The organism is Streptomyces sp. NPDC086023 (assembly GCF_044540325.1).
Classification (GTDB): Bacteria; Actinomycetota; Actinomycetes; order Streptomycetales; family Streptomycetaceae; genus Streptomyces.
This window is the reverse complement of the sequence record NZ_JBITRX010000025.1, coordinates 59,503-72,060: the sequence shown is the minus strand read 5'-3', so window position 1 is coordinate 72,060 and position 12,558 is coordinate 59,503. Positions and strand designations below refer to the sequence as shown.

Annotated in this window: 8 protein-coding genes; 2 read left to right on the top strand and 6 right to left on the bottom strand. The window is 72.3% G+C overall.

Annotated elements, in window-relative coordinates:
* Positions 1 to 27 precede the first annotated feature (27 nt).
* Positions 28 to 1,242 (top strand): Ig-like domain-containing protein, encoded by a 1,215-nt coding sequence (locus ACIF6F_RS33060; protein WP_399955639.1) that lies wholly within the window; start codon positions 28 to 30, stop codon positions 1,240 to 1,242.
* A gap of 112 nt (positions 1,243 to 1,354) precedes the next feature.
* Here the strand turns inward: ACIF6F_RS33060 and ACIF6F_RS33055 are convergent, their stop codons facing one another.
* The 5 genes from ACIF6F_RS33055 to ACIF6F_RS33035 all read right to left on the bottom strand — a co-directional run bounded on the left by ACIF6F_RS33055 (position 1,355) and on the right by ACIF6F_RS33035 (position 9,192).
* Positions 1,355 to 4,507 (bottom strand): hypothetical protein, encoded by a 3,153-nt coding sequence (locus tag ACIF6F_RS33055; protein WP_399955636.1) that lies wholly within the window; start codon positions 4,505 to 4,507, stop codon positions 1,355 to 1,357.
* Between the two features lie 279 nt (positions 4,508 to 4,786).
* Positions 4,787 to 5,992 (bottom strand): YbdK family carboxylate-amine ligase, encoded by a 1,206-nt coding sequence (locus ACIF6F_RS33050; protein ID WP_399955634.1) that lies wholly within the window; start codon positions 5,990 to 5,992, stop codon positions 4,787 to 4,789.
* Between the two features lie 206 nt (positions 5,993 to 6,198).
* Complete coding sequence (gene lepB, locus ACIF6F_RS33045; protein ID WP_399955632.1) at positions 6,199 to 6,948, bottom strand: signal peptidase I; 750 nt, start codon at positions 6,946 to 6,948, stop codon at positions 6,199 to 6,201.
* Between the two features lie 110 nt (positions 6,949 to 7,058).
* Positions 7,059 to 8,408, bottom strand: coding sequence for a sensor histidine kinase (locus ACIF6F_RS33040; RefSeq protein ID WP_399955629.1), 1,350 nt, complete (start codon positions 8,406 to 8,408; stop codon positions 7,059 to 7,061).
* Positions 8,409 to 8,541: 133 nt separating this feature from the next.
* On the bottom strand, positions 8,542 to 9,192 hold the full coding sequence (locus tag ACIF6F_RS33035) for a response regulator (RefSeq protein WP_399955624.1): 651 nt from the start codon (positions 9,190 to 9,192) through the stop codon (positions 8,542 to 8,544).
* A gap of 361 nt (positions 9,193 to 9,553) precedes the next feature.
* Here ACIF6F_RS33035 and ACIF6F_RS33030 point away from each other — a divergent pair, with 361 nt between their 5' ends.
* Entirely contained in the window at positions 9,554 to 10,489 is a 936-nt protein-coding gene (locus ACIF6F_RS33030; protein ID WP_399955622.1) for a hypothetical protein, read from the top strand.
* A gap of 27 nt (positions 10,490 to 10,516) precedes the next feature.
* Here ACIF6F_RS33030 and ACIF6F_RS33025 read toward each other — a convergent pair whose 3' ends face one another.
* Positions 10,517 to 12,550 carry a hypothetical protein gene (locus tag ACIF6F_RS33025; protein ID WP_399955619.1) on the bottom strand — a complete coding sequence of 678 codons (2,034 nt, stop codon included), beginning with the start codon at positions 12,548 to 12,550 and terminating at the stop codon, positions 10,517 to 10,519.
* Between the last annotated feature and the right edge of the window lie 8 nt (positions 12,551 to 12,558).

The following is a 12,558-nucleotide window of genomic DNA, read 5'->3' as shown; positions in this document are numbered from 1 at the left end:
CGTCCGAGAGAACCCCGGAGCCCGCAAATGAAGAAGCCCTCGGCAGGTACGACCGCTCTGGTGGCTGTAGGGGTGTGCGCCGCCGCGGCCATGGCCCCCTTCTTCCTCCCGGACCCCACCGGCCACGGCGACCGGGACCCGGCACCCGAGACGGCGCACATATCCTTCGGCCTGCCCGACGGCAGCACCGGTGTCCGGCCCTCGCAGTCGGCCGGGGTCTCGGTCAGCGGCGGACGGCTGGACTCCGTGACGATGGAGCCGCCGGCCGGCGGCGGCACGGGCGGCACCTTCTCCGCCGACCGAGCGGGATGGACCTCCAGCGGAGCCCTGGCCCTCGACACCACGTACACCGTGCACGCGGTCGCCCGCGACACCGGCGGCAAGGTCGTCTCCCGGGACGCCACGTTCTCGACCCTGGGCGCCTCGCAGGCCCTGCACGCCACCGTCACGCCCTCCGCCTCGGCCACGGTGGGGGTCGGCATGCCCCTCTCCATCGCCTTCGACAAGCCCGTGCAGGATGAGCAGGACGTCCAACGGGCGATCGGCGTGACCTCCACCGGCGGGCAGCAGGTGGTCGGCCACTGGTTCGGGCGGACCCGGCTGGACTTCCGGCCGGAGACGTTCTGGAAGCCGGGGACGACCGTCCGGGTCCGCCTCGCACTGGACGGGGTCGCGGCGGCGCCCGGCATCGTCGGCGTGCAGGACAAGTCCTTCGACTTCCACGTGGGCCGTGCCCAGATCTCCACCGTCGACGCGGCGGCGTCGACGATGACCGTGGTCCGCTCCGGCAAGACGCTCAGGGAACTGCCGGTGACGGCCGGAGATCCGGAACACGCCACGTACAACGGCACCATGGTGATCTCCTCGAAGAGTCTCAAGAAGCGGATGAACGGGGCGACCGTCGGCCTTCTCGACGACGACGGCAAGCCCGCCTACGACATCCCGGACGTCCCGCACGCGATGCGTCTGACCACCTCGGGCACCTTCATCCACGGCAACTACTGGGCCGCCCCGTCCGTGTTCGGCGCCGCGAACACCAGTCACGGCTGCATCGGGCTGCAGGACGTCAAGGGGGGCGGGGACCCGAACACCCCCGCCGCGTGGTTCTACGAGAACTCGCTGGTCGGCGACGTGGTGATCGTCAAGAACTCGGCCGGTGGCGGCAACGTCAGCGCGCAGAACGGGCTGAACGACTGGAACATGTCCTGGTCCGCGTGGAAGGACGGCTCGGCCCTGGCCTGACCGCCGGACGGCGGCCCGCGAAAAGGGGCGGAACCCTCCCGACAGCGGGCCGGCCCGCCCCTGACGGGGGCGGGCCGGCCCGCCCCCGTCAGGGGCGGATCAGGGCGGGCGGTCAGCCGCCGCTGTTGCGGCGGCGGGCCGCGATCAGCAGGGCCGCACCGATGCCCACGGCACCCAGCGCACCCGCTCCCCACCAGAGCGCGTGGGAGCCGGTGGCAGCCAGGGCCTGGTCGAGCACCGACTGCTCCTCGGCGGCGCCGTCGCCGCCCTTGCCGGCCCCGTCACCCGAGGGGGTCTGGGAACCGCCGGCCGGTGCGTCCCCGGTCGGGCCGGAACCCTCGCCGGGCTCGTCCGTACCGCCTCCGGTCGCCGTGGCCCGCACGCTCGCGCTGCCGCAGATGTCCACACACTCGTTGGGATCGTCCGCCTTGGACGACACAGCCAGCACGTCGAAGCGGTAGTCCTTCGGCTTGTCGGCGGTGAAGGTCAGGGTGAGGGACCTCTCGTCGCCGGACTTCAGCCCCCCGGCCTTCCACGTGCCCGTCGCGGGATCGAAGCCGTCACCTCCGTCGTGGTCCACGCCCTTCAGGCCCGGGGGCAGGGCGAGCTCGACGGACGTCTCCTCGGCTGTGGACGGACCGGCGTTCGAGACCTTCACCGTGACCGAACCCTCCGCACCGGTCTTGACCGTCTCCGCACCCGGCGTCACCGACACGTTCAGATCCGCCTGCCGGCGCACGGACAGCGTGTGCTTCACTTCCGCACCGATCACCTTGTCCTGGTCCTTGAGCGGCGTGCCGCTCGCCGTGACCTTGGCCGTGGTGACGACGTCCTGGTCTGCCGGGGCCTTGCCCGTCAGCTTCAGCACCGCGGTGCCCTTCGACATGATGTCGGCGGGCTTCCACACGCCGGAGTCCTGATCGAAGGAGCCGCCGTCCTTGTCGACGGCCACATCGGTGACCTCCTTGGGGAGGGCCACGCCGATCTCCAGGCCCTTCGCCGTCGACGGGCCGTCGTTCGACGCCTCCACCGTCCACGTCACGCTCTGGCCCGGCACGGCCTGGGGCCGGTTCGCGCTGACCTTGACGCGGGCGTCCGCCTGCTGAGTGACGGTCAGCTCCTGGGAGGCGACGTGCTCCTTCACGGCACCGGCCTCGCCGCAGGGCTTGAAGCCACCCCGCGGATCCGGGATGTCGGCGCCCGTGATGCACACCCGGTGCAGGGTCTTCTCCTGGTCCGCGGGGACGATCCCCTTCACGGTGATGGTGGCGGCCGAGTCCGGGCCCACACCGATGAGCGGAACGACCCACGTGCCTTCTGCGGGATCGTAGTCCGTGCCGTGGGGGCCCGTCTGCTGGAGCACGCCCATGCCCGCAGGCATGAGGTGCGAGATCTTCACGTTCCTGGCGGGGGAAGGCCCGTTGTTCTTCGCCACGATCGTGTAGGTGACCTGCTGGCCCGGGGCGTAGGTCTTGTCCGCGCCCTCCCGGTCGGCGGACACGCTGACATCCATTTCGGCGTTCATGGCGATGGGGACTTCCGTCTCGGACCGGTTGTTCCCCCGGGTCGTGTCGTCGACACCGCCGAACGAGATCAGTTCCGCCGTGGCCGACAGTGCCTCCTTGTCCGCCGGAACGGTCACGGCGAGCTTGAGCGTCGTGCTCTTGTCCGCGTCGAGGCCCGCAATCGTCCACTCCCCCTTGTCCTTGTCGTAGTCATCGGTCGGCGCCAGGTTGACCGGCTCGGCTCCGGAAGGCCCGTGGACCCTCACGGTGAACTCCTTCCCCGGCCTGGCCGGTCCGTCATTGCCCACCGTCACGGCGATGTAGGCCTTCTCTCCGGGCTTCGCCTCCTTCAGCGGCTCCCCCTGCTCCGACTGGATGCCCGCCTGAACCTTGAGGTCGGCACCGTTGCTGGCATCGCTGCTGAATTCCAGTTCGTTGTTCGTCGTGACCGGGTCGAGTGTGCTGGGGGTGGACACGTTCGCCACCCCGGTCAGCTTGCCGACGTTGGCCGCGACCTCGCCGGTGAAGCCGAGGGTGCGGCTCCCGCCGGCCGGGACCTCTCCCACCGCACAAGTGAGAATGTCCATTGCGTCGCGCGTGCAGGAGAGTTCTTCCTCGTTCCATTCCAGCCGCCCCACGTTCGCGGGCTCCTTGACCTTCACGACGACGTCCTGAGCGGGTTGCGCCCCGGCGTTGACGACCTTGACGGACAGCGCGGCCTGCTCGCCCTGGACGTAGCTCTTCTTCGAGAACGTGGCGCTGTCCAGCACCAGATCGGTGGAAGCAACCTTGATCATCGTCTTGGCTTCGGGGAGTGGGATCTCCGCGTCCTTGGCCCAGTTGTGCTTGATCACCGGATCGTGTGCGAACTCCAGGGACTGCGGCGCCTGCTTCCCGTCCTTCATCATCAGTCCGTACGTGACGACGAACGTGTCACCGGCCGCGACCGTGCCGTCGGGGCCCAGCTGAACGCGCATGGTTCCGTCCTCGAAGCGCGCGGCCCCGCCGATCTTCTTCCAGGTTCCGTCCTTGTTGGACACCACCACCTTGTCCAGATCGACGTCGACGCCCTCGGGAAGGGGAACGGTGTACATCGCATCCTCCAGCGGGCCGCCGGCCTCGTGCTTGACCTCGGTGCTGACCTTCAGCTCCTTCCCGATGTAGAGGGGACTGTTGCCGACGTCCACCGTGCCCTTGAGCGTGGGGGCGTACTCGATCCTGAAGTCGTCGAGGTACACCCCGCCGGGGCCCGTGCCCGCCGCGACCTTGACCTCCAGCGACGTCGCCGCGACGCCCGGCCACTCGGGGACCGTGTACTCACCCGACGTGAGCTTCCAGTCCCCCTTTGTCACAGGGACCACGAAAGTCTTCTCGTTTGGCGCTCTGTTCGGCTGGTTCACCTTTTCGGACAGCGTCACGTTGAAGTTCGTCGTGTACGCCACCGAGGTATGGGCGATACGCCATCTGATCTTCTTGCCGGGCGCGACCTGGATCTTCCGGGACATGTCCCCGTAGAGGTCGATGAACTGCTTGTCGTACGGCTTGATCCCGAGATTCGCGCCCCAGGAGGGGGGAGAGACCACAGGGAACATCTGCGTCGTGGAGGACTCCCAGCCTTGGGGAAGCTTCGCCACGGGAGGATTCACATTCGTGACATTGGGGAGCTCGAAATCGCCGTTCTCCAGGAGGGACGCCTCGGCCGCGCCCCGGACCTCGTCGTCAGGGCTGGCGCTTGCGTACTGGAAGGCGAACGCAGACATGACCGCAGCCGCGGCACCCGCCCCCAGGAATGCTTTCTTACGAGAAGCCCGATGCCTCTGTGCGGCCATGTGCGGGAGTCCTTTCACCACGGATCCGGTGCGGAACGTCGCATTCCGCCAGGCCGTCACTCTGGACCCGCGTCACTCCGGCCGCAGGGGTCCTCCGGCCAGTCGCACGGGCACTGATCCCCGTCGGCCGGCGGCGGACGGGGAAGCCGAAGGTCCGGCCGAAGCGCGGAGCCCCGGCCGGACCGGCCCGTGGGGGTGCCTGAGCGTGCGTCAGCAGGCCTCGGTCTCCTCCGCGAGGTGGCGCAGCACGTCGGTGGCCGACCGGCGACGGGCGAACACGGCCCGCTGCCGGGCCGCCGCCGACCCGTGGCGGAGCAGGTCCGTCACGGTGCGGGACACGTGGTCGTAGTCCCCGGCCGCCTCCAGTTCGAGTCCGACCAGGTCCACGAGCTGCCACACCAGCGTGGCGGCGGGCACCTCGGCACCGGTGCGGGGGTCGATCCCCCCGCCCTCAAGTCCTTCGCGGGCGGCGCGCCCGCGCGCCAGCCGCAGCGTCCGGCCGGAGACCGCGGGTCCGCAGGGCGTGTCGGGGTCCTCGGCCAGCACATGGGCCGCCAGCGCACGGGCCAGGGCGGCTTGGAGCAGGGCACCGTCCAGCCTCGGCGACATGTCCGGCGCCCGGAGTTCGAGAGTGGGCCAGTTCGCGCTCGGACGCAGGTCCCAGTAGACCATCCCCGTGTCCACGGCCGCGCCGGAGTCCAGCAGGTTTTGGACGGCACGGTCGTAGGCGGATACGGACCCGTAGTGGGGCGGCAGACCTGCCGAGGGCCACGAGGACCAGGTGACCGTGCGCCAGCTCGCGTGACCGGTGTCCCGGCCGTTCCAGATCGGGGACCCGGCCGCGAGGGCGATGAAGGTGGGGATCCACGGACGCATGCGGTTGGAGGCCCGGACGGCGAAGGACTTGTCGACCGCGCCCACGTGCACGTGGCGGCCGCAGCTGACGAGATTGTCCGTGAGGCTGCCGAAGAGGGTGTGCCGGATGCGCCGGCGCTCCTTGTCGAGGTTCAGGGCGAGAGGGGCCGGCGCGGGGAGCACCGGGGACGCCGCCGCGACCAGCCGGTACCCCCGGGCCGACGCGGCGGCGGCCAGGACCCGGCGGGCACCCGTCAGGCTCTCGCGCAGGCCGGCGAGGGTGTGGTGCACGGGGGTGGCCGTCTCCACCTGGTACAGGGTGCCCTCGCCGTGGAAGGCGTGGCCGTACGACGCCACGTCCCCGAGGATCTCCGCCGCGGCCGGGACCAGCCGCCAGGTCCGGGCATCCACCAGCAGGTACTCCTCCTCCACCCCCAGGGACAGGGACGCGGGACGGTCCCCGGTGGGGCGCGCCCCGGTGCGGGGCAGCGGCAGGGAGGAGGGGGGCGGGGACACCAGCGTGCCGGCACCGGGCTGGGGGGAGAGGATCCTGGCGTTCAACGCGATCTCGCCAATCGGACGGGCCGGGAGGGCACGGGCTTTCGGCGTGCTCCGTCGCGGTCGCCGCCCGGAGCACGTCGCGGGCTGCCCGGCCGGCCAAAGGTGGCCCGGTGGCCGACCGGGGACGCTTCCATGGTGGTGCGGCGAGGGGCACCGGTCCTCCACCGATCAGAGGGCCGGCCGGAGGAGCGCGCTCGTCCCGGGCCCTACACCGTGCGCCAGTGCGCGGTCGGCCAGGCCACCGCCACGGCCTGCCCGATCACTGCATCCTCCGGTATCGACCCCCCGTGGCCGTTGTCGAGGTGTACCCGGGAATCCGCCGAGTTCCCCCGGTTGTCGCCGAGCACGAACAGCCGGCCGGCGGGCACGGTGACGCGGAACGGCACGGCCGCGCGGCCGGCCCCGCCCGCGTCCGGAGGTTCGACGACCGCGCCGTTGACGCGGACGCTCCCTGCCGCGTCCCCCTCCACCGTGTCGCCCCCCACCGCGACCACGCGCTTGATCAGGGTCGTCCCGTCGTCCACCGGGAGCAGTCCCAGCGAGGTGAGCAGTGCCTTCCCGGGGAACCGCCCTTCCGACGCGGCCGTCGTCCGCTGCGGCGACCAGCCCTCGGGGGCGTGGAACACCACGACGTCACCCCGTGCGGGGGTGCTTCCGAACCAGCGGGTGAACGTGTCCGCCAGGACCCGGTCGCCGACGCGCAGCGTCGGCTCCATCGAGCCCGACGGGATGACGAAGACCTGCGCGACGAACGTCTTGACCAGGAGGGTCAGCAGAATGCTGCCGCCGAGCGCTGCCGCGATGCGGCGCGGCGCCCGGCCCGCCCTGCGACGTCGTACCCGCCGGGCCAGGCGCCGGCGTTCGGCCCTGCCGTGCTCGGGCAGCACGGTCTGCCGGTCCGGCGCGGGCCCCTGCGGGGTGCGGCGCCGGCGGCCGGTCGGGGCGGAAAGGCGCATGGGCGGACCAACCTGCCGGGGGACCCGGCATGCGTCGGGAGCGGCGTACGGACCGTCCACAGTGCCCGGTGCCGGGTTGTCCGGTCCCTGCGGCCACCTTGTCGTCCGCTCTACGGACGCCCTTCGGCCCGCCCGTCGCGCCGGCCCTGGCGGAAGCCGGGCACCGGCGGGGCGGACGAAGGGAGCGTGATGGCCACCGTCGTGCCGTCCGGGCCGGAGGTGATCTCCATGGTTCCGCGAACGGCCTCGATCCTGATGCGCAGGGAGGCGAGCCCGATGTGGCCGCCGAGCAGCTTGCTGCGCGGCTCGTCCGGGGCGATGCCGCGGCCGTCGTCACGTACCTCCAGCCGCCACGTCCCGGCCTCGTCCGTGAGCGAGATGCCGAACCGGGTGGCCTGCGCGTGCAGGACGACGTTGTTGAGCAGTTCCCGGGCCGCGGTGAAGACGAGGCCCTCACGCGGGTCGGGCTGCTCGGCGTCGTGGCGTACCGTGACCTCGCAGTCGCCCCGCAGGCCGGACCGTTCGGCCGTGGTGTTGGCCAGGAGGCTCAGGACGTGTCCGATGCCCTTGGCCTCCAGCATGACCGGGTGGAGTTCGGTGGTGAGGTCGCGCAGCTGCCGGGAGATGTCGAGGAGCCTGACGCGTGCGGTGGCGACGCCGTCCGGGCCCGCCAGCCGCTGTGCCGTGCCCAGCTCCAGCCGTACGGCCAGGACGGACTGCAGCGGGCCGTCGTGCAGCAGCTCCGCCAGGACCGCCCGCTCCCGCTCCTCGACGCACATCACCTCCGCCAGGAGCTGCGCCCGCTCACAGGTGAGCTGGTGGATCCGCTCCGTCCGCTCCTGGATCTGACGGGCCACCACCAGACAGGAGAGGCAGGTCAGGACCAGGAAGGCCAGAACCGCCAGGGCGTTCTCGTCGACCGTACGCTCGCGCAGCCGTGCGTCCCCGGCCAGCAGCAGCAGGTACGCCACGAGACACACGCCCGCGAGGGCGGCGGTGCGCCGCACCGGGAGCTGGAAGCCGGCGAACATCGGCACCAGGAACAGGGCGAGGGCGAGCGCCGGCGCTCCGTCCGAGACCAGTGCGAGGACGATCACGACGACCACGTCCCCCCACAGCATGGTCTCGGCGAAGCGGGGACGTGGGCCCGGCGCCGGCAGGCGACGCCGTGCCGCCGCCGCGCCCAGTGCGAGGAATCCGTAGCCGGACAGGACCGCCGCCTCCGGAAGGGGCAGCGGTCCGCTGCCCCGGTGCTCCACACCGGAAGCGAGTGCGAGCACCACGAGGAAACCGAGCCTCAGCCAGACGGAGATGCGGATGACGTCGGCACGGTACGAGGTCAGAACATCCGCGAGGCCGCCCTGGGAAGGGGGGCCCTCCGGGGAGGGGGCGCGCCGGAGGCCGGCGCGGTCCGCGCCTCCGGGCTCGTCGGCGGTCGCGGCGTCCGTGGCATGGTTCACAGGGCTATCCCGGATGTGGGGGACCTCGATGGAGAGCCGGCGGGCCCGCTGGGGCCCCACGTCGGCCGGATGTTCCGCGCGGGCGGCCCGCGGACCGGGCTGCAGGGTCCCCGCCGGGGCCCCCGGGCCGCCCCTAATCGAGGATCCCGCGGCGCATGGCCTCGGCCACGACGGCGGCGCGGCCGGACACGCCCAGCTTGTCGCAGACGTGCTGGATGTGTGTCTTGACGGTGGAGGGCGCCAGGTACACCGCCCGGGCTATGTCCGGGGTGGACATGCCGGACGCCAGCATCTTGAGGATCTCCGTCTCCCGCTGGGTCAGGTGCGGGTCGCGGATCTCGGTGCGGCTGCGGATCTCGGAGATCAGGCCCGCGGTGAGCCGCGGTGGCAGTACGGGATCTCCCTTGTGGCAGGCCTTGACGGCCTGGACGATCTCGTGCGGCTCGGCCTCCTTGGTGAGGTACCCCCAGGCCCCGTCCCGCAGGGCCTGGTAGACCGTCGCGTTCTCGGTGAACGCCGAAAGGATCAGCATCCTCGTGGTGGAGCCGGATCCGGCCGCGGTGCGGGCGACCTGGGCGCCGTCGAGGCCGGGCATGCGGTGGTCGAGGACGGCGACGTCCGGCTCGACCTCCATGATGGCGGACAGTGCCTCCTTGCCGTCCTGGCAGACGCGGACGACGTCGAGGGACTCGTCGGCCTCCAGCTCCCGGCGCACCCCGTGGAGGTATACGGGATGGTCATCCGCGATCAGGACGCGGATGTGCGGCCGGGTCGAGCTGTTCATGGGGAGGCCTCCGTTGGACGTGAACGAGGGCCCATCCTGTCCTCCGGTGCCGCGGTTCGGACGAGGCAGACGGGCAGTGAATAGGCCGATTTGAGTCGGCCTGTTCGGAGGATCGACAGATCGACCGTGATGAGGTATTTCCGTCCGCCGGCACGTGGCCGCCCGGGGCCCGTCGGCAGCGGACACCGTCATCCCCGCCGACCGGCGGTCGCCCTGGCGCGGGCGGCACCCCTCCACCGGCACGATGGGCCGATCGGCGGAGCCGGCGCCCGCGGGCCGCTGCCTACGGTGAGGCCACCGGCGCGCATCGCGTACCGCAGTCCCGACCGTCCCACGGACACCGCACGAAAGGGTGAGCCCGTTGTCCAAGTACACGCCCCGGGCCCAGATGACACCGCAGCAGCGCACCAGCGCACAGCGCAACGCCAAGCGGCGCAGGTTCCTGGTCCAGCGCGGTACGCCCTCCCGCAGCAAGGACATCGCGGAGATCCAGCAGCACCTGCGCCGGATGTACTACGACGGCGGGATGACCTCGCACGCCATGGCGGCGCAGAGCGGCGTCAGCCGGGACACGATCATGCACGTGATCAAGGGACATCGCAGGCTCCACGGACGCGAGGTGCCGGTCACCTGCCTGCTGCGGTCCACGATCGACAAGCTCTGGACGATCGAGCTGCAGCTGCCCCCGGACGCGTCCCGTTCGGGCGCCCACCTCCCCCCGCTCGGCACCCGCCGCCGCCTCCAGGCGCTCAACGCACTCGGCTACGACGGCGTGTGGATGGCGAAGCAGCTCGGTGTCTCCGAAGCCAGTCTCACCGCCATGCTGAGCGACTGCAGCCGCCGCTACGTGTACGCCGCGACAGCGCGGAGGGTCGCGTCCTTCTACGAGCAGTACCAGCACACGGACCCGGCCGACGCCGGCCGCAGCGCCTGGCACATCGCCACCACGAAGTCCCGGGCGGCGAAGAAGGGCTACGCGCCGCCGGCGTGCTGGGACGACGACGCGATCGACTCCCCCCAGGCCGAGCCGGAGTGGACCGGCGCCTGTGGATCCGCCGAGGGCTACGCGATCCACCGCCGCGAGGGGATCCCTGCCTGCCGCCCCTGCCGGCGGGCCCGGTACGCGTATCTCCAGGCGCTGCGGGCGGAGAGCGGAACGGCAGCGGGGGCCGTCCCCACCGAGACCGCCGCCCCGCAGGCGGACGCCGCCCGGAGCACCGTGCGCCGGCTGGAGCGGATCCCCGTGCTCGACCGTGCGTCGGCGGACGCGCAGGAGCGTCAGCCGGCCGCCGCCTGACCCTTCCTCCGGAGCCGGGTCCCGGCGTCAGTTCCGCGGGTCGTCGTACGCCCTGTCCCGCCGGGTGAACTGCTCGCCGCGGCAGTCGGCCTCCGCCTTCGCCGCCGCGAGCCACCCCTCGAACGGCCCGGCCTCCACCCACGGCAGGTTCGCGCTCACCTGCTGCACCTCCCAGCGGGGCGGACCCTCGTGCAGGAGGGCGACGCCCGCCGTGTAGTACGGGGTGCCGGTGTCCAGCAGGAGCTCGGGCCGGTCCAGTGCGTAGGCCTGCACCGCGTCGACCGCCGGCGGCACGTACCGAAAGGGCTCCAGCACCGCCACCGCTCCGCCCGCGCCGGTCTTCACCAGGCACCGCTCCCCCGTGGCATCGCGCCCCAGCCGGGCGAGGTCGAGCACCCGCAGCCCCCCTGTCACGTCCACGAGGGACACCGTCACCGTCTCGATCACCATGGGGTGCGCACCGTCCTGCCGGGCGGCCCCGCCCCCACGGCACAGGACGAAGTCGGCACGCGCCGGGAAGGACTGTTCGGTGAGCTGGTTCCAGATCGAGTACGGGTACGTGACGGTGCACCGGTCCGGCACCCGGACCGGCCCGGCGAGGGGCGTACTGCGTCCGGTGTCGGGGTCGAAGACGTAGTCGCTCCCGTTGACGGCCGTCACCATCCGGCCTGCGGAGTCGCTCCCCACGGTGCGCGCCCCGGGCCTCGGGGCCGAGCGGCCGGCGGTCTTGGCGGTCTTCCTGACGGTGCGTGCGTCCGCGGGCAGCCGCTCCCGCTCGGCCGCCCCGCCGACCGGCACGGTCGTGCGCACCGTGGAGGCGGCCGCGTCCCGGAGCAGGCCCAGGTGCCCGATGGCCGCGCCCGCGGGAGTGCTCGCCAGGACCACCGTGCTCTCCGCCAGGACGGCCGCCGCGGCGGCCACCTCCGCGTGGGCGCCGCCTGCCGTCAGGAGGTTGGACACGGCCCCGAACCCTTCGTTGCCGGTGTCCAGCAGCTCCCCGGCCTTGCCTGCCACGGCGCGCGCCTCCTCGCGGCCCCCGTTCCCGGCAGCCTTCGCACGCTTCTTCAACCGGCTCACGGGTACGGCCTTGTTGCGCAGCAGCTCCACGACACGGTCGGGGTCGGCCGTCTCCTGCCCGGCCCGCTTCCTCAGGGCGGCGGCCGGGCCGACGACACCGGCCGCCGCCACGCCGATGGCGACGGCCGCCACCGGCGGACAGAGCACCGAAGCCGCCGTGCCGGCGGCCCCGAGCACCAGAGCGGTCGCCTTGAAGGTGTGCGACATCAGCGCGAACTCGCGGTCGTAGTGGTCGACGGCCCCGGTGAATTCCTTGCGAGCGGCCTTCACGGCCCGCTTCCACAGCGCGACGCAGGCCTCCGCCAGGCCTTCCTGGTACGCCTCCAACGCCGAGCGGAGCCGCACCAGGTCCTCGCAGGCCCTGGCCGTCTCGGCCGACAGGTCCTGGCACGCGGAGCCGGGGCGCAGCGCCTTCCCGAGGACGGAGGTGGAGCGCTCAAGCGCCTTCCTCGACTCCTCAAGGTGCTCCAGCAGACCGGGCAGGCCCTCTCGCACCGCCCGGTCGCGCCCGGCAGTGGGCGGCAGCGACTCCGGTGACCACTCCCAGCCGAGGCTGTCCTCCAGGTTCCGCGCGGCCTGCAGACCGTCCACCAGGGGTGCGTGCCGGGCGCTCAGTTCCGCCAGGAGCGCGGCACACCTTCCGTATGCGGTCCCGGCCCTCTTCCGGGTCTGCTCCGCCGATCCGCCCTGACGGGCGGCCGCGGACGCGGTCGGGTTCCGGGCGGCTTCGTCGTGCAGGGCAGCGACGGCGTTCCTGAGCAGGAGGGCCTCCGCCGTCTTCAGCTGCTTGCCGTCCAGTACCCGTACCAGGTGGTCAGCGGCGGTGAAGCTGCCGGCGGCCTCCAGGTACCCCCGCACCCGCCCGGCCCGCTCCGGGAACCGGCGGTAGTGGTGGACGCTCTTCAGCGGTGCGCAGTCCTTCAGACGGGCGGCCGCCGTCGCCACGGTACGGGGCGCGCCCCCGGGCCCCGCTCTGTTCTCCATGGATCAGT